Consider the following 23,450-nt stretch of genomic DNA (forward strand, 5'->3'; position numbering starts at 1 on the left):
CTTCGACTGGTGGATACGGCGGCGAGTGAGCCGTCGCGAAACTCGAACTTGGTAAACTACGCGCTGAGAGGCCTCAGCCAATGTTGGCTGCCGGAGCACGGTCGCTGGTCGCACATCTACCATCTCGATGGGCGCCAATCGCCTAACGAATCTCTACCCCGTAGTGATGTCTTCTACACGCTCAATGTCCTGCTCGGGATGTCTCGCGTACGGGAGATCCCCGATGGTATCGCCGTGTCCGATATATTTCGACGCAACGCCATTCAGCTCACGACCCTCCCGGTCGCAAAATATGCCTACGGCATGGCGCTGTGGGCGGCCGCCGAGCTCAACCTTGACGTACCCCCGCCGGTTGCGAGCGCGCTCAGGGCGCTGCTCTCGGACGAGGCGCGATGGGACACTTTCCGCGCTCAGGATCTCGGCATGCTGCTGACGGGAATTGTGGTTCAGGCCAAGAAGGGCAGAGTGGAATGGCTTCCGTTTCTCGGGCCGCTCTATCGCCTTCTCATGAAGCGCTTCACCAGCGAATCGGGGTTGTTCTTCGATGCCGCATCGGGTACCCGGCGGCGGTTCGCCTCGTTTGCGACCCAGACCTACCTTTCGATTGCATGCTACTATTATGGCGAGTACGCGGACGATCCAGACGCGGTCACGTTGGCAACCACTTGCGTGCAAAAGCTGATCGCGCTTCAGGGGCCGCAAGGCGAGTGGCCATGGTTTTTCGATGCGGTGAGCGGGCGGGTGCTCGATTTTTACGAGGTCTATTCGGTGCACCAGTACGGTATGGCGCCGGCACTGCTGGAATGTGCTGAGCGACATAACGTGCACGGCGCACAAGACGCAATGGTCAAGGGATTTAAGTGGGTGCTGGGCGAAAACCAATTGGGACTCTCAATGCTGGTCCCCGAAATCGGCCTGAGCATTCGCTCACAGATCCGGAAGAACGAACTGAACACCAAGGCGCCGAGGCTACTGCGCGCGGTCAAGAATGCGTACCTCGGACGAAACTCGGGCCTGATCGACAGGTCCGGTGTCGGCCTTCGGCTGGAATGCCGCAGCTACGAACTCGGATGGATCCTGTGGTCGTTCGGTCGGCGCTCCGATCTGCCTGAGCTAAGCGACAATCCGGCGTTCCGCCTGCAAACTACAGGTTGAGCTCAGCCACTGCGGTTGGCTAGCGGTTCCAGATTACGCTTCTGCTTCTGCGAAGCAGCGCCAGCATTGTCATCGAGCGATGCATCCGCACGGCGCAGAGTACGCCAATTGCCTTGCAGCGGGTGACCATGCCGTGGATCCGGTCGCTGGTGAGGACGGTTACGGCGCCCATGACCGGCGACGCCAGCACCAGGAGCGCTTGCGCCAGCCAACGAACGCGCCATCCAGGTGTGCCTTCTGCCATGTTGCGGTAATGCGTGATTTGCCGGTCCCATTTGGTGTACAGTTCGTTGAGCGAACTGCGCGCCGGATGAAACACGATCATCTCGGGAACGTAGCGAAAGCGAAAGCCGGCTGCTCGCGCCCGTTGTCCCCATTCCATGTCTTCGGCCACGTCGATGCCGGCGAAGGGGCCAATCGCTTCAAAATCTCGACGAAACATCGCGAGGTTGCCCGTACCGGAGTAGCCGTGCTGCTCGATGTAGAGCTTGAATCGATAAGCGAATACGCTCTCATAGGCCGCGATGGCATCGAGAGTGCCGCCTTCTGAACGCCAAATACGGACGTCGCCCCCAAGAATTGTCTTCGGCGGGGAGGAGCGAAGTGCTTGCAATAGGCTCTGCAGCCAGTCCGGATGAGCTCTGCAATCGGCGTCGATGAATGCAAGGATTTCGCCTGTGGAAGCAGCCACCCCGGTGTTGCGCGCCAGACCGGGACCCGGCTTGATCTCGTGCTGCAAGCGGATGCCCGGATGACGGGCCACAATCTCCGCCGGCGATGTCTCAGAACCGTTGTCCACCACAATGACCTCGAACAGGTCGTGGGAGAGGATCTGAGCGTCGAGACTGGACAGGCATGCCTCAAGTCCATCCGGCTGATTGAGGTACGGAATGATCACCGAAATCATTGCGCTATTTGATCCCTAGGTTGATTGCGCGCTTAGATCCCATGAATTGATCATGCCTCTTCGACCAAGCTTAATTATAGATCACCCAGCGAACACCGTGAGGATTAATTTAAAACTAAATAACTTGCAATTAAATTCACGGCGAGTATTATATTATTATTAATTAAATGCGCCTTGATTTTGGGTGGTGCGATGCGCGCGTCATTTTTGGGATGCCCTATTGATATCTTAAGTATGACCGAGACCGTCGAGGTCGCCTGCGCGGCGATGCGCAGGCGCCAGCGAGTACAGCACGTGGCGCTCAACGTCGCCAAGTTCGTCAATATGCGGTTTGACCCCGTGCTTGCGGCTGACGTTGCCAGCAGCGACATCGTTGGCATTGATGGCATGGGCGTGGTTTGGGCGGCGCGGGCGCTTGGCCTGCCGGTAAAGGCGAGGGTCGCCGGCGTCGACCTCTTGACCGAACTTCTCGCGGCCTGCGGAAGGGAGGGGTTCAGGCCCTATTTCCTTGGTGCCACTCCAGCAGTCTTGCAACGCGCGGTGCAATGCTCTCGCGAAAGGTCCCCGTCGCTTGTCTTCGCCGGGTTCCGGGACGGCTATTTCACCAAGGAGCAGGAAGCAGATGTTGTGCGCGAAATTCGCGCAAGTGCCGCCGATTGCCTCTTTATCGGGATGCCCACGCCTCGGAAGGAGCGCTTCCTCGCTGCCCATCGTGATGAACTGGGCGTGCCCTTCATAATGGGAGTTGGCGGCTCGTTCGACATTCTCGGCGGTACCGTGAGGCGCGCGCCACCTCGCGTACAGCAGTTCGGTCTCGAATGGCTGTACCGCATTTATCAGGAGCCCAGGCGAATGTGGTGGCGATACGCCAAAACGAACGCACTGTTCGCGGGAATTCTGATGAAGGCCCTGGTACGGCAACGGCTCGGTGTTGCGTCTGGATCAAATGGCCTGCTTCCCCCCAGAACGGGCTCGGTCGGAGGCTAAGACGTGCGGAAGCATTTTCTCATTCTGCTGGGCACGCGGCCTGAAGCGATCAAGTTGTTTCCGGTCATCAACCGGCTCAAGTCTGAGAAGGATATTGACGTCACGGTATGTGCGACGGCCCAGCATCGGCAACTGCTCGATCAGGTTCTCAAGCTGGCCAAGGTGGTGCCGGACTTCGACCTAAACGTCATGACGGCGAACCAAACGCTCGATCAACTCACGGCGCGGCTGCTCGCCTCTGTCGGAGAGGTACTGGATCGGGTTCGGCCGACACGGGTCATTGTTCAAGGTGACACCGCAACCGCGATGGCCGGCGCACTGACCGCGTATTATCACCGTGTTCCGGTTTCCCACGTTGAGGCCGGACTGCGCAGCGGTGATATCTACGCGCCATGGCCAGAGGAGGTAAACCGCAAGATCGTGGGTTCGATCGCCGATCAGCACTTCGCTCCGACCGAACGCGCAGCGCGAGCACTGCGGCTGGAGAACGTCTCGAACGACCGCATTCATGTCACCGGCAACACAGTTGTCGACGCTCTGATCCTCGCCAAGGCTATGGTGGAAGCGGACCCATGCCTTTCATCTCGCTGGGACGGCATCAAGCAGCACCACGGTAATCGTCGAATTATCCTGGTGACCTGCCATCGTCGCGAGAATTTCGGTGGTGGCGTCCTCAACATCGTCAATGCCCTGCAAACCATCCTCAGCAGAGAAGATGTGGCGGTCGTTCTGCCGGTTCATCCGAACCCGCATGTTCACGATGTATTTGCGGCGCATTTCTCGAATCATCCCCGTGTCGTGCTGATTTCTCCTCAGGAATACACCGATTTCGTCAGCCTGCTGTCGCTGAGCTATCTCGTCTTGACCGACTCCGGTGGGGTCCAGGAGGAGGCGCCAACATTTGGCAAACCGGTGCTGGTGATGCGCGAGACCACCGAACGTCCTGAGGGCGTGGAGGCAGGAACGGCGCGGCTTGTCGGTGCCAACTACGACAGGATTGTCGACGAAACTTTTCGGCTGCTCGACGACGACGAAACCTATGCGGCCATGGCGCGCTCACACAATCCCTTCGGCGATGGCCACGCTAGTGAGCGGATAGTGAAAGTTCTTCTCGATGCCTGAATTAAAGAACGTTACCGTTATTGGACTGGGCTATATCGGGTTGCCTACTGCAGCCCTGATCGCTAGCCGCGGAATGCAGGTGGTCGGCGTCGACACCAAGGAGCACGTCGTCAGGACAGTTGGCTCCGGAGCCATTCACATTTCCGAACCTGATCTCGATGGACTCGTTTCCAAGGTCGTGTCGAGCGGCGCGCTGACGACCTCGGCCAAGCCTGAGCCCGCCGACGTTTTCATTATTGCGGTGCCGACGCCTATCGATCACGAGAATAGACCCGATTTGTCTCATGTGGACGCAGCGGTCGAGTCCATTCTCGACATTCTGGCTCCGGATAATCTCGTCATTCTCGAGTCCACTTCCCCGATCGGAACGACAGAAAGTATCGCAAGGAAGATCGGCGAGCGTAGGCCTGACCTGCACGTCGGGACGAACGGGAAGGAAGGCGGAGCGGTTCACGTCGCTTACTGCCCGGAGCGGGTCCTGCCGGGCCGGATCCTGACGGAGCTTATTAATAACGATCGATGCATCGGAGGCATCACCCCTGCGTGCACCCGGTTGGCGCAGCGCTTCTACAAGATGTTTGTTCGTGGTGCCTGTGTCGCCACCACGGCACGTGCTGCCGAACTGGTAAAGCTGACGGAGAACGCATTCCGCGACACCAACATTGCGTTCGCCAACGAACTTTCTCTGATCTGCGACAGGTTTGACATCAACGTCTGGGAGGTGATTGACATCGCCAATCGGCACCCCCGCGTGAACGTGCTGCGCCCGGGGCCGGGCGTGGGTGGGCACTGCATAGCGGTTGATCCCTGGTTCATCATCGACTCTGCGCCCGATCTCGCGCGCGTGATGCGAACGAGCCGCGAAGTCAATAACAGCAAGACAAAGAAGATCATCGAGTGCGCCGAGGCGCTGATCGACGACCATCCCTATGCAAATGTTGCGTGCTGCGGATTGACGTTCAAGGCGAATGTAGACGACTTGCGCGAGAGTCCAGCGATGGACATCGCCCTGCATCTCGCGGCCAAGTATGGGCCGCGCATCAAGGTCGTCGAACCAAACCTGCGCCAGCTGCCGTCCCAACTCGCCGAATATCGCGTTGACTTTATGGACATCGATGAGGCGTTGCGTAGCTGCGAGATCGCGATTCTTCTCGTGGACCATGACGAGTTCAAGATGGTTCCATTGGCCGACCGGCGTCATCTCGACGTCATCGATACGCGCGGCATATGGCAGGACATGCCGGCGCGAACATGATGCGAAGTTTCGACCTCCAGTTGGCCGGAAAACAAAGGAAATCGAGGATAGGGCATGCAAAGTCGCGTAGGTATAGGCGTCGTTGGATACGGTTATTGGGGGCCGAATCTTGTACGCAATTTCGTCAGCAACCAATCCGCTCGCGTCGTCAGCATGAGCGATCTCGATCCGGAGAAGCGCGCCGCGTGCGAGCGCCTCTATCCGGGAGTGGCCACCACTGGCTGCTACGAGGACCTTCTCAAGGATCCGAGCATCGATGCGATCGCCATCGCTACGCCAGTGCGAACGCATTACGAACTGGCCCTTTCGGCTCTCAGAGCCGGCAAGCACGTTCTGGTGGAGAAGCCGCTGGCGCCAAGCGCGGAAATGGTGCGTCGACTGATTGATGAGGCTGATCGGCGCGGGCTGACGCTGATGGTCGACCACACATTTCTATACACTCCGGCGGTTCAGAAGATACGCGAGCTCGTGCAAAAGGACGAACTGGGCGACATCTATTACTACGACAGCACGCGCTCAAGTCTTGGGCTGTTCCAAAGTGATGTGAATGTTATTTGGGACCTCGCGGTCCATGACCTATCGATCATTCAATACATTCTGAACGAGGATCCTGTGGCTGTTTCGGCAACGGGATCGTGCCATGTGACCGGCACACCGGAGAACATGGCCCACATCACGCTGTTCTTTGATAGCAAATGCGTGGCTCATGTGAGCGTTAACTGGCTCTCCCCCATCAAGGTCCGTCAAACCTTTGTAGGCGGCAGCAAGAAGATGATTGTCTATGACGATCTTGAGCCGAGCGAGAAGATCAAAGTCTATGACAAGGGCATCACGCTCAGCGGGTTGTCCGAAAATGCCCATCAACTCAGGATCGGATATCGAGCCGGCGACATGTGGGCGCCTCACATCTCTGCGAGGGAGGCGCTGCAGACCGAGATCGAGCATTTTCTCGATTGCGTGCGCACCGGGAAGAGTTCTCTTTCGAACGGCATATCGGGCTTGCGCGTTGTCGAGGTGCTGGAAGCCGCTTCGCGTTCCATTGCCGAGCGGGGAAGGCCGGTCAACTTGAAACAAGAGCCTAGACTGCGAAAGGCCGCGATCTGACCTTCAATCCTGAATGCGGAACTTACTGTGCGGCCATGCGCTCAATTGAGCGCATGCTGCGAAAAGCCCGCAGATCAGAAATCTTGCCGGAGAGCCGTTCCGGCTGGCCCGAGGAACCGCGACCGGTAGGTCTTCAGGAGGGGAGACAGCCAGGCGCCGGTGAGCGTTGGGTACCTTCTTCTCATTATTCGCGCTGACAATCCCGCCGCTGTACAAACAAAATCCTTGCTGCGGGTAATCGCGGGAATATTTGCCCGTGCTGCTGCAATATACTCGGTTTCCTGCACCTTCGCCGCGTGATCTAGGCTGAAGCGCTCAATCACCAACTGACGTGAGGATTTGCCGAGTTCTTGCCGCAGTTCCGGAAACGCGATCAAGCGTTGCAGTGCGTCTCGTAGTGCGGGCGTACCGGATCCCATGGATCCTGGACCCCTCCCATACCACCCCTGCCGGAGGAACGTCGATACATTGCTTGGGGTGAGCATTTCGCTGAAGCCCTCTTCTCCAACAACGACCAGTGGTTTGCCGAAGGCAAGTCCCCGAAGTGCTGATCCGCCCATGCCGACGACGACGTCAGCGGCCGCGTATGCCGGTCGAGGATCAATCATTTCGCCTGCAAGCGCAACGACGCGACGTCCAACCGCTGCATTGGCCCGTTTCGCGTGTGCAGCTAGCTGATCGTACATGGGGCCGCCTCCGACAATCACCAATCTTACTCGGTGCGTGGATGCCAATTGACCTACCGCTTCGCAGGCCATCCTCAGTCCCTCGAACTTGAGAACCGACACCAGTCGGGAAACTATCACTACCAAGGTCTCATCATCCTCGATTCCGTGCTCGGCCCGGAACTCCATGCCGTTTACCAGCCCAGGGTCGTCAGTCTCAGTGTCTACAGGCGGCTCCAACAACGTAACCCTGCGGTGTCCGGCCGCGATGGCGTCGTCACGAATTTCTTCAGTTCCAACTATGAGCGGGATGGTGCGCGGAAAGAACCAGACGACCGACATTGACATTATCGTCCCTATCACCGGAACGCTGTAGTGCAACTTCGGCCCGAAATAGGCTTCGATCACCGGAGCCCACTCATAGCCATGCACAATATCGACACGCCGATCGCGCACTACCCGATTGAGTTCGGCTCGTACCCAGGCGGACGGCTCGCCACGGCGAAACGGAATCTCCAGGTGCTCGAGCCCCAGCTCGCGCACGCGATCGACCATCGGCCCAGGTTCTGAGAGCACTATCACTTCGTGCCCGCGATCTCGTACTGCACCAGCAATCTGTACGGCATTGATCTGCGAGCCACCGATTTCCATCGCATGGGGATAGACCAGAACTCTCAACCGCAGGAACCTTTCTGTGACGGCGGCACTGCCATGAAGAATTGCCCGGTGATATGCTGCAATCTGGTAGATGGTCGGTTTAATTGAGAAAAATCGCGCTATTGCCGATCCGCGTAGTATAATTTAATATCATTATTTAATGCAGGCGAACAAGACAAATGTTTTTGTGGCGTTAATGCCCCAACTATGTACCACGCCGTCTGCTCCTGGAAGCTGAACGGCTAAGCCCGTGCCTTGGCGATGGGCGAAGGGCCACGGGATAATATGATTGATCTCTACAAGCCCGTACTCTTCTCCGCATTGGAGCGGTACGGAAGTTTTTTGTTTTATTTGATTTCTGCCGCAATTCTTGCGCGCCTCCTGTCTCCCTTGGAGTTCGGCATTTGCTCCATCGCTTTGGCGCTTACCAATGTCCTGACAGGTTATTTTCAAGAGTTCGGAGGAGGGAACTACCTGATCCAGAAGTCCGTTTTGACCGAACGGAATATCAGGACTGCTTTCACCGTTACCTTGGTTTCCTTTCTCTGCGTGGCTCTCCTGCTCTACGTGCTCAGCGGCGTAGCCGCCCGCTTCTTTGCGCAGGATGGACTGCAAATCGGAATAGCAGTGTGCGCCATAAACCTCGCATTGGCGCCTATTTCAGTCACGATCTCGGCGTTGCTACGCCGTGAGATGGCTTTTGCCGTTCTTGCCCGCTGCAACCTGGTTGCGAATTTCGTCTCATCGTTCAGCGCAGTTGGCTTCGCCATGGGCGGATGGAGCTTCCTGGCACCTATTCTCGGCATGTTGGCCGGAACGATCGTCTACACTGCGCTCCTCTTGGTCTGCCGTCCGCAACACCGGATCCTGAGGCCGTCACTCGAAGGATATCGTGAAGTCTTCAGATTTGGAGCGTATTCGAGCTCCGTGGTCATTCTTAATGTGTTCTATCAGTGGTTTCCTCAATTGATGATCGGCCGCATTCTGGATTTCGCTGCGGTCGGCCTTTACAGCCGAGCCGTGAACATCACTCAGCTATTCGATAGGGCCATCCTCCAGATACTTAATCCCGTGATCATGCCCGCCATATCCGCGCGCGCTAGAGCGGGAGGGGATTTGAAGAGTGCTTATCTCGTCGCAATGGAACTGTTGAGCGTTCTCCAATGGCCTTCGCTCTTGTTTATTGCATTGATGTCCGACACATTGATCCTGATATGGCTGGGCCCGACCTGGATCGATGTCGTTCCGCTCGTGCGGGCGTTATGCATTGCGTCGCTTTCTATGTTCGCGGCGCCTCTCACATACCCGGTTTTGGTTGCTATTGGCCGTGTCCAGGACACCCTAACTTCGTCGTTGATCTCACTGCCACCATCGTTGCTCATAACGATCGCTGCATCTTTTTGGGGAGTTCAGGCGGTCGCGAACGTGGCGCTTATAGTCTTTCCATTTCAGGCGGCGGTGGCAATTTGGTTCGTAGCAAGACGTTTGGCAATTAGTCCGGCGGAGCTTATGCGGGCCGTTTCGAAAAGCATTGTGGTCACGATCTTCTGTATGGCCAGCGCCCTTATCGGCCTCTTCATCATCACCTACAGCGGAGCCGGTCCGGTGGTGGCGCTGCTAAGCGCGGGTTTCTTCGCTTCTGCAGGATGGCTGCTGGCGTTGATCATCACAAACCACGGCCTTGTTGTTCGAATGCGAACTTTAACTCATGTTGCGCTCGCTGGCCGGCTCAGCTTTCATTAGACTGGAGAGAGTGAATGCCTATCAAAGACGACGTGCAGCTCGGTCGCGACGTCCGAATTTTCCATCCGGATCTCGTTAATCTTTACGGCTGCTCGGTTGGAGACGAGACGAGGATCGGAACTTTTGTCGAAGTCCAGGTCGGCGCGAACATCGGCGCACGCTGCAAGATATCCTCGCACAGCTTCATCTGTGAAGGCGTAACTATCGAGGACGAGGTCTTCATCGGGCATGGCGTGATGTTCACAAATGACAAATACCCGAGAGCAACCACTGCGGACGGTCGACTGCAGGGTCCCGCCGACTGGGAGGTGGAGCGAACCTACGTTGGCCGCGGGGCGTCCATCGGCTCCAATGCCACGATTCTTTGCGGTGTCACGATTGGCGCTGGGGCTATCGTCGGCGCAGGCGCGGTCGTCACAAGAGACGTTCCGCCGCAGGCGATTGTCGCTGGTGTACCCGCGCAGGTTATGGAACCGCGCAATGCTGCCGTCGAGGTTGGCGACCATTAATTAAGTCTCGGATTCGGTCTAAATTTCTTTTCGGTAACTATTTTCATTGCGATGCTTGTATGATTTAATTGAGAGTTGAAAATAATCATTTAATTATATTAAATGGGTCCGTGCACCCCGGAGAGGACTGCCACTTGATACCTTTTCTGGATCTGAAAGCTCAATATCGCCAGATCAAGCCACAGGTCGACGCTGCGGTTGCGCGGGTCATCGACAGCGCTCAATTTGTTCTGGGGCCGGATGTCGCCGCCTTTGAGGATCGCTTTGCAGCCTATTGCAACGTTGATCACTGCCGCGCGGTCAATAGCGGAACCTCGGCGTTGCATCTTGCGCTGCTCGCGGCGGACGTCGGGCCTGGCGACGAGGTGATTACGGTGTCGATGACGTTCGTCGCTACGACTGCAGCGATCCTGTACTGCGGTGCCAAGCCGGTATTTGTCGACGTTGATCCGGTCTCCTGGACAATGAACCCAGCCTTGATTGAGGCCGCGATCACGCCGCGAACGAAGGCGATCCTACCTGTGCACTTGCACGGGCTGATGGCGGACATGGATCCGATCATGGAGATCGCTCGCCGCCACGGGCTCGTCGTCATCGAGGACGCGGCGCAGGCTCATGGTGCGGAGTATAAGGGTCGGCGCGCCGGATCCATCGGCGATCTTGGCTGCTTCAGCTTCTATCCCGGCAAAAATCTGGGAGCATACGGGGAGGGCGGGGCGGTGGTTACTAACAGCGCGGACTTCGCTCGACGAATTTCGCTGCTCCGTGATTGGGGCCAGGAATCCAAATACAACCACGTTGTCGCGGGCTACAACTTCCGTATGGATGGCATTCAGGGCGCCGTGCTGAACGTCAAGATGGACCACCTCGAATCCTGGACCGAGGGGCGCCGGAGAGTGGCCATGCAATATGGCTCTCTGCTGGAGAAGCTTCCGTTCGAACGTCCCCGAGCGCCGACCCACAGCCGGCATGTCTACCACGTATATGCGGTGACGCTTCCCCGGCGTGACGAGGCGCTGAAGGTGCTGCAGGAAGGCGGGATTGGCGTGGGCATTCACTATCCCGTTCCGGTTCATCTGCAGAAGGCCTACGCGAATCTTGGCTGTCGCGCGGGCGACTATCCCGTCACTGAACGGCTGGCGAACGAATTCCTGTCGCTACCGATCTATCCGGAACTGCGGCCGGACCAGGTGGCAGAAGTCGTAGCTCAGCTGCAGAAGGCGGTGCTTGTCGAGGCGGCCTAAGGCATCCCGGCTAAAGCACGTGTCATGCACGACTGCTTGCCGAGACACAACAACAGGAGAGCATCTTGGCTGATCTTAAGGGTAGGCGCATTCTGGTCACGGGTGGTGCGGGCTTTATCGGCTCGCATATCATCGACTTGCTGTGCGACGAAGGCTGTGTCGAAATCGTTGCATTCGACAACATGGTGAGGGGGCGGCCGGAAAATCTTCGGCGCGCCATGTCACGGGGTCCCGTGCGCCTTGTCCATGGCGATATTCGGGACCGCGAGCTCATGGCGGCGCTGGTGCAGGCCGCCGACATTGTCTTTCACCAGGCTGCGCTTCGGATCACCCACTGTGCCGCCGAGCCGCGTCTGGCTATGGAGGTCATGGTTGACGCGACGTTCGATTTGCTCGAACTGTGCGCCAAGCACAATGTGGAGAAGGTCATCGCTGCGTCCTCTGCATCGGTGTACGGTATGGCGGATGAGTTTCCCACGACGGAGCGGCAGAATCCCTACGATAACCGTACCCTTTATGGGGCGGCCAAGGCGTTCAACGAAGGGCTGCTGCGCACCTTCAACGACATGCACGGGCTCGACTACGTCGCGTTCCGCTATTTCAATGTCTATGGTGACCGCATGGACATCCATGGTCGCTACACCGAGGTGCTGATACGCTGGATGGAGCGGTTGGAAGAAGGCCTGCCTCCGATTATCTTCGGCGATGGTCAGCAGACCATGGATTTTGTCCATGTTCGCGACGTTGCTCGCGCCAATGTTATGGGAGCGAAGGCAAAGCTGACCGACCAGGTATTCAATGTCGCGAGCGGGACCGAGACAAGCCTGCTGCAGCTTGCTACGACCCTCGCCTCGGTGATGGGTCATCGTGGCTTGACGCCGGAATTCGCGCCGGAGCGATCGGTCAATCCGGTGCCACGCCGCTTGGCTTCGACGGGGAAAGCGGAACGTCTGCTCGGCTTCCGTTCGAGTGTGCCGCTTGAACAGGGACTTGGCGACCTGGTGAAATGGTGGCGAGCTGAACGAGGATCACTCGCGGCGGCCCGACAGAGAGAGACGGTGGCTTCGTGATACCGATCGCACTGCCGCTGCTCGGAGATGAAGAGGCCGATGCGGCCCGAGCCGCCGTGTTGTCGGGCTGGGTTTCTCAAGGTCCGCAGGTGGCAGCCTTCGAGCGCGATTTCGCCGCGCTGGTCGGCGCGCCCCACGCCTGCGCCGTTTCCAACTGCACCACGGCCCTGCACCTTGCCTTGACCGCGCTGGATATCGGGCCGGGCGACGAAGTGATCACCGTTAGCCATTCCTTTATCGCGACGGCCAATTGCATCCGATACTGCGGGGCGACCCCAGTCTTTGTCGATATCGAACCAGATACTTACAATATGGATCCGGATCGCGTCGCCGAAGCGATCACGCCGGCTACGCGTGCGATTATCGCCGTGCACCAGATGGGCATGCCCTGTGATCTCAGGGCGATCGCCGCTGTGGCAGATCGGCATGGCGTGATCCTGATCGAGGACGCAGCTTGCGCCGCCGGCAGCGAGATACGCGTGAATGGCCACTGGGAGCGGGTCGGAAAGCCGCACGGCCTGATCGCGTGCTTTTCCTTCCATCCCCGCAAGGTGATCACAACCGGCGAGGGTGGGATGCTCACCACTGCCGATCCGGAGCTCGATCGAAAGTTCAGGCTGCTTCGTCAGCACAGCATGAGCGTGCCGGATACCGTGCGCCATGGCTCCCCGCGAGTGATCTTCGAGGACTACCTCACAATCGGGTTTAATTACCGCATGACCGACATCCAGGCTGCGGTAGGCCGCAAGCAACTGGAGCGGCTTCCTGAGCTTGTCGCACGCCGTCGCGCACTTGCGTCCCGCTATACCGAGTTGCTCGGCAATATTGAAAGCCTGCGGCTGCCTACTGAGCCGGACTGGGCTAGCTCCAACTGGCAGAGCTATTGTGTGCGCCTGCCGAACCGTCTCGATCAACGAACAGTCATGCAAAATCTGCTGGATCGAGGGATTGCAACGCGTCGCGGTATCATGTGTTCGCATCGCGAGCCGACTTATTCTGATGCAGATCAGCGCCACGACCTGCGACAATCGGAATCTGCGCAGGATCATTCCATTCTGCTTCCGATCTACGCGCAGATGAGCAATGACGACCAACTTTACGTCGCCGATTGCCTGAAGGGGCAGTTAAGACAAGTCTAACGACGTCGCAGGAAATCTTTGGAAGTGAACGGTTGGCATGTGAGAGCCTGCTCACAGCCAGGACTAGATAGACTCATCGGACGCCGGCTGTGCCATGAACAATTACGAAATAATGCTCTATGTCTCTGCCTTCGGGCGGTATCAGCATGTCTTTCAGAAGTATCGCGCCTATACCATGGTGGGCAGGCTGAGATATCTGGAGAACCTTGCCCTTGCCAAGGTAGCCGTTAGCAATCCGGCGCTCCAACAAGGAGCGATCGTAGAATGCGGCACCTGGAAAGGCGGAATGTCGGCAGGATTGATTGAGGTAGGGGGGCCGGAACGAAAATACTTCTTCTTTGACTCTTTCGAAGGATTGCCTCCGGCCGAAGCAATCGATGGAGTAGCGGCTAAACGCTATCAAGAAAATACGTCCGCGCCTGAATATGCCGACAATTGTAGTGCTACTCTGGATGAATTCAAATCTACGATTGCCTTGACGAAATGTCCCTGGAAGAACATCGAGATCGTACCTGGCTTCTTCGAGCAATCGCTCAAGACGTTCACTGCTCCGCCGGTGGCGGTGCTTCGGCTCGACGGCGACTGGTATTCCTCCACGATATTGTGCCTGACGAAGTTTTGGGAAGTCATTCTACCTGGTGGCCTGATCCTTATTGATGACTATTATCACTGGGACGGTTGCACCATAGCTGTCCACGAATTCCTTAGTTCGAAGAAGGCGACCGAACGCGTGCGTCAGGGACGGATCGGCGGCGTCGCCTTCATCAGAAAAGAGCTCTGAGCACCGGAGTGGCGCTGCACGAGAGTCGGGAGCCTGGATCGCAAGATTGACCGGAGCGCGCTATGCCAACGGTTGAAGAGAATCTGCGAGGTTGGGACGCTACCTACGATTGGAGGGGCCAAGGAGAAGAATGGTCTTCAGCATGGGGCAGTTCCGAGGCGCAATGGTTCGGAGCGATTATCCCTCGAATTCATCGGTTCCTCGGCCGAAACCATACTGGAGATCATCCGGGCTATGGACGATGGACGGAATTTCTGAAAGCCAACTGCCAGCGCCTAGAGATCGTAGACCTGTCGGAGAATTGTGTACAAGCGTGCCGGCGCACAGGAGAGCCGATCATGGTCCTGAACTTCCTGCGGTGGTTTCGTCAGGACCAGCGCACAGCCTTCGGCACCGTGACGGGGAGAGTGGGCGAACTGAGCTCGGATTTTGGTGCCGTAGGACCGGTCAGTTCCCTCGAGCCAAGCGGAGCGCTGTGGTAGGCGGTGCTTCGAGACGATCCCTTCGATTCCATTCGCGTGAGCCGAAATATCAACTATAATTGCTGTAGACAAACTATGCCTCGTGGGTCCTATGCGGCATCGGTCTTACAATATGGGTGGGAGGCTTCTGGCGTTTTGTTCAGTAGCCCTGCACAAACTGCGTCACGAGGGCATGAGCAGCGTGTTGCGCCGCTGCTTCAACAAACCCCACGAATGGTACCGGGTAAGGCGAGCCCGCAGCGAAAGCAAATTCGATCGGGAATTTGGTACCGACACAGAAACCGTAGTGCCGTTGTGGAAACTGGAGATTGATAGCCAATATCGAGACGAAGGGACTCGTTATCAAACTATCGATCCCGATGCCGTTCGGATTGCTATCGAAAATTTGCCGATCGAGTTTGAAGATTTTGTGTATATCGATCTAGGGTCAGGAAAGGGCCGAACTCTCCTGATCGCCTCCGAATATCCTTTCAAACAAACGGTGGGTGTCGAGTTCTCGCTCGAATTACACACAATCGCAACTGGAAACATTGACAGATATTCGAAACGCAAATGTAAGAACGTATCCTCGTTGCATCTTGACGCCGCATCATTCGATTTCCCGCCCGACAACATGGTCATTTATATGTACCATCCATTCGGTGAAAGCGTTTTTCGGCGCGTGCTCGAAAACCTAGAAGTCTCGCTCGACCATAGGGATAGAGAAGTCTATGTCATCTACTTCAACCCTGTGCTCGCAAATTTGCTCGACGATTCGGCTTTCCTAGAGCGCATCGAACTTCCAGCCCTGGCGGCCATCTATAAGCACATCCCGAGCAGCCGCCCACTAGCATAGCGGCGGGACAGATGCGCGCCCTGCGCCGAAGATTTGCGAAAATGAAAGAAGAACGGCGAGGCAAGCGCGAGCTTGTCTTTCGGATGTGGTACTGGAAACTGCGCTCAGAGGCCGCCGCCACATAGCGCATAAGGCGTAGCTCACTGGCACCCGTCGCAATATAGCGAAGGTGCGATATAGCTGGCCACGCTGACAGCACAACAGCACATCGTCAGAATGAAGGTGGTCAGCAGCTAGAATAGGTTTTTTGTAGAATGGATACTCGCGGTCAGATTGTGGATGCCGTCGCTCGGCACTTTCGTGGTCAGGGTCCACAGCGCTGCCGCCTTTCGCCGTTGCCGTCCCGATCTGTGCGCGCCGTCGAATACCTTGACCGTGCTGTTAGCAGGCCAGTGATCAGCGTCAGCTTGTTGGCATTGGTGATATGGTTACCTATGAGACCGGTGTCGGCGATAACGAGTTGATTTGCGGAGCGGCCGACCGTGACGGTGGCGGCGCTGCCGGGATCACCGGATCGAGCGGCTGGGATGGGGCGATGGTCTGATATTGATCGTCTTTCCGGTCGCCATGTCGATGTTGCCGGAATATGTCATCTGGGACCCACTCCCCGGATAGAAGAAGAAGTAGGCTCCGGCGCTATACATGTAGTTATTCTGCACCACACCGGTTTCTCCCGGCTGGGCATGGATCATGGCCGAGACTGATGGATTGCCCGACGCATCCGGGATCGCGATGATCGTGTTATTGGCAATGAGGCCATTACCGCCATCAGCAAGCTGAATCAGTTCGCCGCCAGCCGCCTGTGGTGACTGATAGATCGTATTGTAGGAGACGACAGTGTTCGGAAAACTGCCCATCATTTGCAAGACATTGAGGTGGGCACCGGCGACGGTGCCGCCGTCCATGATCAGATTGTAGCTGTAATTGACCGTGCCGCCGTTGTTGAGTTCAACGAAATGCTGCGCGCTATCGTGCATGTAGTTGTACTGCACGATCTTGTTTTCCGAGCCAGACAACGTGACGAATGCCGACGATTGCGTATCACCGGTGTGATCGAACGTGTTGGCAATAACGCTGACATTGGATGTCGATGGATCTGCGTAGATCGAACTGCCGGGGGGGAAATTCGAGTTCTTGATGGTCGTATTGCTTGCACCGTTCAAGACGTAAACACCCCAGCCCTTGAAGTCGTAGCCATCGAGGGTGACGTTGTTGCCGGTCACCCGGATCAGATGATTGGCGGTGTCGATCGACACCCCGGACATCCTGATGGTCGAAGGGTTCTTGAGCACTGTACTGCTCGGAACGCCAACCGCGTAGTCAACGCCGGCCACCTTCCACGGCGGCCGCGTCGCATAGCTATCCAGCAAGTGCGGAACCTGCGGCGATCCAGTCGGGGCTACTGAGCCGTCGTTAACAGCTATGAAGTTGGGGCTAAGCATAACTCCGCGCGTGGTCATGATGACGGACCAGGCGTCGCAGGCAAAACTGCTTCCGTAGGCGCGCAATGGATCAGGCAATTGAGACGATCCAGAACGCCCCGTGCCAAGCCCTTCCTCAGAGCAGGAAAGGCTATTGTCTGCGAGGAATATGAGGTCGCCTTGACGAGCCGCTTGCGGATAGGCCGGGAACGTTGACCACAGTAGACCCACAATGCCAACAAAGGAAGTCAGGCAGTTCCAATTTGCAGGTCGAGGCTTTGCCTGACGGATCACCCGGTACGCTCCTCTTTCCACCAACAAGCCGTCCTGCAGCACCAAGCCTCCACCCCAGCCGCCGGCCGGGAAGTAGATTAATCAAGCGTCGCGATTTAATATTAGACGAGATAATAAAAATTATATACTTTAAATCACTCAAAAATGCCAGCCGGTTCTCGAAGCTCCTCCGAGTCTGGTGATGATTGCTACCGGTCTTGCTTGTTATCCAAGCAGACCCGAACCACGTCGAAATGGAGGCTTGGTCGCCATGAACCGCGTCGTGCTCTCTCGGCCCGATAATGTAAATAACCGCTTCCGTAAAAGTCGCTTTCAGGCGTTCAAGCGGCTCGTGGCCAACGCCATAGCTAAGAAAAACTTCTGCCGCATCCTCGATGTGGGCGGAACTCTCGAATATTGGCGCAGTTTTCAGGCAGATTTGGATTGGTCCAAGGTCGACGTCACCTTGGTTAATCTGGACCCTGACCTGGTTGATCTTCCGGGATTTAAGTCTCTCTATTGCGATGCACGGAGTATCAGCCAATTCGCTGATAACAGCTTCGACGTTGTTCATTCAAACTCTGTTATCGAACACGTAGGCCGATGGAACGATATGGCCGCAATGGCTGGCGAGGTTAGGCGACTTGCCCCGGCATACTTCGTCCAGACGCCCTATTTCTGGTTTCCTCTTGAGCCACATGCACGCACTCTGTTCTTTCACTGGATGCCTGAATGCTGGCGTTACCGGCTCCTCATGAGACGTAGTCTCGGTTTCTGGCCCCAGCAACCAAATCTCGGATCTGCTGTCACAGCTGTTCAAAGTGCTCTCCTCCTGGACAAGCGGCAGATGCAGTTCCTTTTTCCAGATGCCAGAATCGTCCCGGAACGGTGTTTTGGGTTGACAAAGTCACTGATCGCTATTCGCGAAGATAGCTAGCCTTCCGTGAAAAACCCATAAGTGCCTGATTGGGATTCGATTTCATGGGCGGCAATCGAGCCCGTGATCGGCCGCATGAACAGCGAAGGCTACCTCGGGCTGGTGCCATCTCAAAGGCTGGGGCGGTGAGGCTGGAACGTCATCCTCACTGCCGTCGGCCACAATCTGCGCCGCGTCCTTGTCTGGTTGAAGGTTTTGCTGCGCCCGATCCTGCGCGCCTATGCTGCGCGTTCACCCTCGCTCCGCAAACTGGCTTCATAGCTGTCATTCGGCATGCAAAATTGACCCCCTAAGCCGGGGGATCGGCGTCCAAAATTGACCCCCTAACGTTGGGCTGTTGCGCTGCCTGCTTTGGAATGAAGCAGGTGGTCGGGGATGCTGATCGTGGAGACGATTGCGCGGATTCGGCGCGAGCACTTCATCAAGGGGAAGACGATCAAGGAGATCGCCCGTGACCTGAAGGTCTCGCGGAACACGGTTCGGAAGGTGCTGAGGTCAGTAGAGACCTCCTTCGAGTACGAGCGGCAAGTGCAGCCGCGGCCAAAGCTGGGGCGATGGGCAGTAGAGCTTGACGGGTTGCTGGCGGCGAACGCGGCCAAACCGGCTCGTGAACAGCTAACGCTGATCCGGATCTTCGAGGAGCTGCGCGGCCGCGGCTATGACGGCGGTTACGATGCCGTTCGGCGTTACGCCAGGCGGTGGAGCAAAGAACGCGGGCAATCGACCGCGGCTGCCTATGTCCCGCTGAGCTTTGCACCAGGCGAAGCCCACCAGTTCGACTGGAGCCATGAGGTGGTCTTGCTGAGCGGCACCACGGTGATGGTGAAGGCTGCCCATGTCCGGCTTTGTCACAGCCGCATGCTGTTCGTGCGGGCCTATCCTCGGGAGACGCAAGAGATGGTGTTCGACGCCCACGACCGGGCGTTCGCCCTGTTCAAGGGCACCTGCAGCCGCGGCATCTACGGCAACATGAAGACCGCGGTGGAGACGATCTTCGTCGGCAAAGACCGTCGCTACAATCGCCGCTTCCTGCAGATGTGCAGCCACTACCTGGTCGATCCGGTTGCCTGTACGCCGGCCTCGGGCTGGGAGAAGGGCCAGGTCGAGAACCAGGTCGGGCTGGTCCGGGAACGCTTCTTCACACCACGCCTGCGGTTCAAAAACCTGGACGAGTTAAACGCCTGGCTACTGGACAAGTGCATCGCCTACGCCAAGGCGCATCGCCATCCGGAACTGGCCGATCAGACGATCTGGGAGGTGTTCGAGGCCGAGCGTCTCAAACTCGTCCCCTATGCCGGTCGGTTCGACGGCTTCCATGCGGTGACGGCGTCGGTCTCAAAGACCTGTCTGGTGCGCTTCGACAACAACAAATACTCGGTCGCAGCCAGCGCAGTTGGGCGCCCGGTCGAGGTCCAGGCTTATGCCGATCGCATCGTGATCCGCCAGGACGGAAGGATCGTTGCCGAGCATCCACGATCCTTCGGCCGCGGCGAGACGATTTACGATCCCTGGCACTATGTGCCGGTGCTCGCTCGCAAACCCGGCGCCTTGCGCAATGGAACTCCCTTCAAGGACTGGGTGCTGCCAGCCGCGATCGAGCGGATCCGGCGCAGGCTTGCCAGCACCGACGATGGCAATCGGCAGATGGTCGATATCCTCAACGCGGCTGACTGACGGTCTGCCCGCGGTGGAAGCCGCCTGTGCCGAAGCTCTCGGTCATGGCGTCCATTCTGCCGATGTCGTGCTCAACATCCTGGCGCGGCAACGTGAACCCGCTCCACCGGCCAACATCATGACGCCCGCCGCCCTGACGCTCCGCCATGCGCCGCTCGCCGATTGTGCCCGCTACGACAACCTCCGGAGGACCATCTGATGGAACGAACCCAAATCTTCGACCTCATGGGCGAACTCAAGCTCTACGGCATGAAGGCCGCCTTCGACGAGATCATGGCGACTGCGGTCAAGCGCCAGCACGAACCCCAGCGCATTGTCGGTGACCTGCTCAACGCCGAGATCAACGAGAAGCAGGCCCGCTCGATCAAGTACCAGCTCACCATAGCCAAGCTGCCGTTGGCCAAGGATCTCGAGGACTTCCAGTTCGACGGCACGCCAATCAACCAGACGCTCGTCAATGATCTCGCCGGCGGCGGCTTCATAGCCCAGCAACGCAATGTCGTCCTGGTCGGCGGCACTGGCACGGGCAAAACCCATCTGGCCATTGCCATCGCCAGAAGCTGCATCCGATCCGGTGCCCGTGGCCGCTTCTATAACGTAGTCGACCTGGTCAATCGCCTCGAGACCGAGACCCGCAATGGACGACAGGGCCGGCTTGCTGAGCACCTTACCCGCATGGACTTCATTGTCCTGGATGAGCTCGGATATTTGCCCTTTGTCCAGTCCGGCGGCCAGCTGCTCTTCCACCTCGTCAGCCGCCTTTATGAGCGCGCCTCCGTCATCGTCACCACAAATCTAGCCTTCGGCGAATGGCCAAGCGTGTTCGGCGACGCCAAGATGACCACCGCGCTGCTCGACCGGTTGACCCACCACTGCGACATTGTCGAGACCGGCAACGACAGCTGGCGGTTCAAAAGCCGAGACGACGATCATGCCACCCGCGCTCGTCTCGCCTCCACTATCCCGGCCAGCTCCGACGAGACGAGCGCTACCAGCAAAACCCGCCGCCCGAAAATTGGACGCCGATGAGGGGTCAAATTTGAACGCCGATTGACATCATAGCTTCGTAGCGGACGACCAACTGTTTATCTGCCGCTCGGAGCATAGCCGGTGCCAACCCTGTTTGATCTTCCTGCGAATTTGCGCGGGGCTTCCTTCCTGCATCAGGCGTTCTGTGTCTATCTCCGCCAGGACGTGCGGACTTGGAATTAAGGTATTGCTCCTCGCGATACGGACCTAGCAAGTCCGTCTGGCCACAGGGAAGAATCGGGCCTTCCGGTCTTGCCCTTTGCACCATCTATTAGTCCCTTGAGCGTGATCTTCGCGGCTGAGGGAGTGCCAAGGAGGACGTATCTGATCGCGTACAACAGGCCAAATGCAAAGTGAAGGATCCATCGCCAGCCTGCCCACCGGCGCGCGTAGAGAATACTGTTGCGGGCAGATAGATAGACCGACAAGGGCGAACGTTCTTTTGGGTCCACGGCAGAACCGATAGCGGTACCGCCGACGTGGCGTACAATTGCCTTTTCGGCGAAGCCAATCTGGTGTCTGCCACGGCCGCGACGCCCCCAGTCTAGATCCTCCATGTAGAGAAAGTAGTCCTCGGCCATGAGGCCAACGTCCTCTACGAACGAACGTGTGACGAGGACGCAGGCGCCACTAATTGCGTCAATGCCTGAAAGCAGCTCGGCCGTCGGAGAAGTGCCGGCTGGCAAATTCCGTCCGACAGCGAGGACCCGCCCAGTTTGGGGCGACCATCGAAGTCCGCAATTGATGATCTTGTTAGGGGCACTATCGAAGACCAAGGTCCCGCCGATCATTCCAAAGCCTAGGCCAGCCTTCATCATGAATTCTGTCAGACAGCTATGATCAACTTCCGTATCCGGATTAAGGACGAGCACGGCCTCCCACCCGGATCTGCCTAGCAGTTGCTCAAGCCAAGTGTTCACGCCGCCACCATAACCGAGGTTATCGACGGCTAGTCCAAGCCGAACAACGTTTGCGCGGTGTTGAAATCGACATTTCGTAACCGCAGCCAGCCGTCCTCCGGGCTTGTCCAGGGTGTCGACTTCATCCTCGATGCGTTGCAGCGTTCGATCCCGACCGACAAGCGTGGCGCCCAACCGTTCGAATGCTCTTGGGCCTCCATTTTCACAGACGAAGACCTCAAATTCCTGCCAATCGGACCGCGCAAGCGACTTCAAACAGCGGTCAACGTCTTCGGGATTGCGAAACGCAACAATAATTACGGCCAGCTTCGGACGATCAGCAGCCATAACCAAGACAACCCCTTATCTGCTCACGACGTTGACCTGCGACTGCACCCCACAGGAAACGCTGTCCGAGTTCCGCAGCTGCATCCGACATAGTTCGCCGGCGCTCGACGTCCTCACCCAGCTCTCGAATCGCTGCAATCCAGCTTGGTGCATCATAGGGATCGAGCACAAACCCTTCAGCCTCGTCCTGTACTATCCGCCCGGCACCCATGTTTGTGGTTATGACCGGCAGCCCGGAACCGCAGGCCTCGTACAGAACCAGCGGACTTCCCTCCTCAAGCGAAGGAAATATGAACATGTCGGCCGACCGATAGAGCGCGCCTACATTCTTGTAGTAATCAAATACGATCACGTCATCCCTGGCGAGCAGGCTCGCGCACTTCTCCTTTATAATTGGCTCCATCTCCCCTGCAAGCACGAGCCGTCCCTTCACACCGCTCTTTGCCCAATAGTCCAGAAGGAGGTGAGCGCCCTTGCGCACACAAATCGCGCCCACGAAGAGGGCCGTGATGCCCGTGCTGGGCGCAAGCAACGCTGGTTTCCCGAAAAGCCGGTCCGGATCCCAGCCATAAGTTGCGGCCAGAAGCTTGGATGTGGGTACCCCGTTCTCCAGCAACGAGGCCTCGACCATTGGGCTGGGACAGAAAACATGATCAACCGCATCCAAAATCTCTCTTTCACGTTCAATTTTCTCGTCGGTTATCCCATGAGCCGGCTCAACACCAAGCCGTTCGTATGCCTGATCGAGGATCCTCTTGGCCGTTCCAGTATGGCAATTGAACTGTTCACGAAAAACGGTGACTTCGCGCCGTTTCAATTCCTGGATTGTTCCGGTGCTGGCGTCCGGCCAAAGGTAGGCTGCCGATCTCTGGGACTGACATTCTCCGATGCGGGAGAGGAATAGCTCCTCGATAGAGTTTCTAGCCCACGGTCGCACCCATCGGTACGGAATGTATCGCGCCCAATCTGGCAAGACCTGTATGACTTCTACGGACGGCAACGGCCATCGGCTACGCGGAGTGACGATCGTGACATTGAAGTTTTCATCTGCCATGCCTTCTGCCAGCGAGCCGCATGTATAGCCGACGCCCATTCCGTTGAGCGGCAGCGGCATCAAGACGCGCAGTGAGACACTCATAACGACCTCGTGTTCAACAGCCACCCAAAGAAAATCGTTCGCTAAATGATCCCCGCGATCGAGATCGTCGCCGGGC

18 protein-coding genes and 2 pseudogenes are annotated in these 23,450 nt (G+C 57.5%); 15 read left to right on the forward strand and 5 right to left on the reverse strand.

The features are described from left to right. Positions 1-9 precede the first annotated feature (9 nt). Positions 10-1,155: a hypothetical protein gene (locus GWE18_RS07990; protein ID WP_275185232.1), complete on the forward strand. Its 1,146-nt coding sequence runs from the start codon at positions 10-12 to the stop codon at positions 1,153-1,155. A 19-nt stretch (positions 1,156-1,174) separates the two neighbouring features. Here GWE18_RS07990 and GWE18_RS07995 read toward each other — a convergent pair whose 3' ends face one another. Next, positions 1,175-2,062, reverse strand: a complete 888-nt coding sequence (locus GWE18_RS07995) for a glycosyltransferase (protein ID WP_275185233.1) — start codon at positions 2,060-2,062, stop codon at positions 1,175-1,177. A gap of 234 nt (positions 2,063-2,296) precedes the next feature. Between GWE18_RS07995 and GWE18_RS08000 the strand changes: the two genes are divergently transcribed. From GWE18_RS08000 to GWE18_RS08015, 4 genes are read left to right on the forward strand one after another with little or no spacing between them, the layout of a single operon-like run. Beyond that, positions 2,297-3,049 (forward strand): WecB/TagA/CpsF family glycosyltransferase, encoded by a 753-nt coding sequence (locus tag GWE18_RS08000; protein WP_275185234.1) that lies wholly within the window; start codon positions 2,297-2,299, stop codon positions 3,047-3,049. 3 nt (positions 3,050-3,052) lie between these two features. Beyond that, positions 3,053-4,171, forward strand: a complete 1,119-nt coding sequence (gene wecB / locus GWE18_RS08005; protein ID WP_275185235.1) for a UDP-N-acetylglucosamine 2-epimerase (non-hydrolyzing) — start codon at positions 3,053-3,055, stop codon at positions 4,169-4,171. Further along, positions 4,164-5,426 (forward strand): UDP-N-acetyl-D-mannosamine dehydrogenase, encoded by a 1,263-nt coding sequence (wecC, locus tag GWE18_RS08010; protein ID WP_275185236.1) that lies wholly within the window; start codon positions 4,164-4,166, stop codon positions 5,424-5,426. The genes wecB and wecC overlap by 8 nt, the downstream gene beginning before the upstream one ends. Positions 5,427-5,480: 54 nt before the next feature. After that, entirely contained in the window at positions 5,481-6,530 is a 1,050-nt protein-coding gene (locus GWE18_RS08015) for a Gfo/Idh/MocA family oxidoreductase (protein ID WP_275185237.1), read from the forward strand. Between the two features lie 74 nt (positions 6,531-6,604). Here GWE18_RS08015 and GWE18_RS08020 read toward each other — a convergent pair whose 3' ends face one another. Continuing rightward, positions 6,605-7,873: a glycosyltransferase family 4 protein gene (locus GWE18_RS08020; protein ID WP_275185238.1), complete on the reverse strand. Its 1,269-nt coding sequence runs from the start codon at positions 7,871-7,873 to the stop codon at positions 6,605-6,607. Between the two features lie 264 nt (positions 7,874-8,137). Here GWE18_RS08020 and GWE18_RS08025 point away from each other — a divergent pair, with 264 nt between their 5' ends. From GWE18_RS08025 to GWE18_RS08055, 7 genes are all read left to right on the forward strand, one after another. Then, positions 8,138-9,595 (forward strand): oligosaccharide flippase family protein, encoded by a 1,458-nt coding sequence (locus GWE18_RS08025; RefSeq protein ID WP_275185239.1) that lies wholly within the window; start codon positions 8,138-8,140, stop codon positions 9,593-9,595. 14 nt (positions 9,596-9,609) lie between these two features. After that, complete coding sequence (locus GWE18_RS08030; protein ID WP_275185240.1) at positions 9,610-10,104, forward strand: acyltransferase; 495 nt, start codon at positions 9,610-9,612, stop codon at positions 10,102-10,104. 134 nt (positions 10,105-10,238) lie between these two features. Beyond that, positions 10,239-11,348, forward strand: a complete 1,110-nt coding sequence (locus GWE18_RS08035; RefSeq protein ID WP_275185581.1) for a DegT/DnrJ/EryC1/StrS family aminotransferase — start codon at positions 10,239-10,241, stop codon at positions 11,346-11,348. 65 nt (positions 11,349-11,413) lie between these two features. Continuing rightward, on the forward strand, positions 11,414-12,418 hold the full coding sequence (locus tag GWE18_RS08040; RefSeq protein WP_275185241.1) for an NAD-dependent epimerase/dehydratase family protein: 1,005 nt from the start codon (positions 11,414-11,416) through the stop codon (positions 12,416-12,418). Next, entirely contained in the window at positions 12,415-13,557 is a 1,143-nt protein-coding gene (locus GWE18_RS08045; protein WP_275185242.1) for a DegT/DnrJ/EryC1/StrS family aminotransferase, read from the forward strand. The genes GWE18_RS08040 and GWE18_RS08045 overlap by 4 nt, the downstream gene beginning before the upstream one ends. Before the next feature lie 94 nt (positions 13,558-13,651). Continuing rightward, positions 13,652-14,338 carry a TylF/MycF/NovP-related O-methyltransferase gene (locus GWE18_RS08050; RefSeq protein ID WP_275185243.1) on the forward strand — a complete coding sequence of 229 codons (687 nt, stop codon included), beginning with the start codon at positions 13,652-13,654 and terminating at the stop codon, positions 14,336-14,338. Between the two features lie 654 nt (positions 14,339-14,992). Then, positions 14,993-15,655, forward strand: coding sequence for a hypothetical protein (locus GWE18_RS08055; protein ID WP_275185245.1), 663 nt, complete (start codon positions 14,993-14,995; stop codon positions 15,653-15,655). A gap of 506 nt (positions 15,656-16,161) precedes the next feature. Here the strand turns inward: GWE18_RS08055 and GWE18_RS08060 are convergent. Next, complete coding sequence (locus GWE18_RS08060; RefSeq protein ID WP_275185246.1) at positions 16,162-17,412, reverse strand: right-handed parallel beta-helix repeat-containing protein; 1,251 nt, start codon at positions 17,410-17,412, stop codon at positions 16,162-16,164. A 208-nt stretch (positions 17,413-17,620) separates the two neighbouring features. Between GWE18_RS08060 and GWE18_RS08065 the strand changes: the two genes are divergently transcribed. From GWE18_RS08065 to istB, 3 genes and pseudogenes are all read left to right on the forward strand, one after another. Then, positions 17,621-18,286, forward strand: coding sequence for a class I SAM-dependent methyltransferase (locus GWE18_RS08065; protein WP_275185247.1), 666 nt, complete (start codon positions 17,621-17,623; stop codon positions 18,284-18,286). A gap of 375 nt (positions 18,287-18,661) precedes the next feature. After that, positions 18,662-20,283 (forward strand): annotated as a pseudogene (gene istA / locus GWE18_RS08070) (IS21 family transposase). Then, a pseudogene (istB, locus tag GWE18_RS08075) lies at positions 20,186-20,881 on the forward strand (IS21-like element helper ATPase IstB); the annotation flags it as partial. The pseudogenes istA and istB, both read left to right, overlap by 98 nt. Before the next feature lie 287 nt (positions 20,882-21,168). On the opposite strand, the gene GWE18_RS08080 reads toward istB, so the two are convergent. Both GWE18_RS08080 and GWE18_RS08085 read right to left on the reverse strand, forming a co-directional pair. Further along, positions 21,169-22,236: a glycosyltransferase family 2 protein gene (locus GWE18_RS08080; protein WP_275185248.1), complete on the reverse strand. Its 1,068-nt coding sequence runs from the start codon at positions 22,234-22,236 to the stop codon at positions 21,169-21,171. Next, on the reverse strand, positions 22,226-23,374 hold the full coding sequence (locus tag GWE18_RS08085; RefSeq protein ID WP_275185249.1) for a glycosyltransferase family 4 protein: 1,149 nt from the start codon (positions 23,372-23,374) through the stop codon (positions 22,226-22,228). Before GWE18_RS08085 ends, GWE18_RS08080 begins: the two co-directional genes overlap by 11 nt. Between the last annotated feature and the right edge of the window lie 76 nt (positions 23,375-23,450).

The sequence above is a fragment of the Bradyrhizobium sp. CSA112 genome, assembly GCF_029051645.1.
In the GTDB taxonomy this organism is placed as follows: domain Bacteria; phylum Pseudomonadota; class Alphaproteobacteria; order Rhizobiales; family Xanthobacteraceae; genus Bradyrhizobium.

Coding starts and splice junctions, on each gene's coding strand:
- GWE18_RS08015 (WP_275185237.1), top strand. CDS start 5,481: ATGCAAAGTCGCGTAGGTATAGGCGTCGTTGGATACGGTTATTGGGGG.
- wecC (WP_275185236.1), top strand. CDS start 4,164: ATGCCTGAATTAAAGAACGTTACCGTTATTGGACTGGGCTATATCGGG.
- GWE18_RS08065 (WP_275185247.1), top strand. CDS start 17,621: ATGAACCGCGTCGTGCTCTCTCGGCCCGATAATGTAAATAACCGCTTC.
- GWE18_RS07995 (WP_275185233.1), bottom strand. CDS start 2,062: ATGATTTCGGTGATCATTCCGTACCTCAATCAGCCGGATGGACTTGAG.
- GWE18_RS08055 (WP_275185245.1), top strand. CDS start 14,993: ATGAGCAGCGTGTTGCGCCGCTGCTTCAACAAACCCCACGAATGGTAC.
- GWE18_RS08085 (WP_275185249.1), bottom strand. CDS start 23,374: ATGAGTGTCTCACTGCGCGTCTTGATGCCGCTGCCGCTCAACGGAATG.
- GWE18_RS08050 (WP_275185243.1), top strand. CDS start 13,652: ATGAACAATTACGAAATAATGCTCTATGTCTCTGCCTTCGGGCGGTAT.
- GWE18_RS08000 (WP_275185234.1), top strand. CDS start 2,297: ATGACCGAGACCGTCGAGGTCGCCTGCGCGGCGATGCGCAGGCGCCAG.
- GWE18_RS08025 (WP_275185239.1), top strand. CDS start 8,138: ATGATTGATCTCTACAAGCCCGTACTCTTCTCCGCATTGGAGCGGTAC.
- GWE18_RS08030 (WP_275185240.1), top strand. CDS start 9,610: ATGCCTATCAAAGACGACGTGCAGCTCGGTCGCGACGTCCGAATTTTC.
- GWE18_RS08080 (WP_275185248.1), bottom strand. CDS start 22,236: ATGGCTGCTGATCGTCCGAAGCTGGCCGTAATTATTGTTGCGTTTCGC.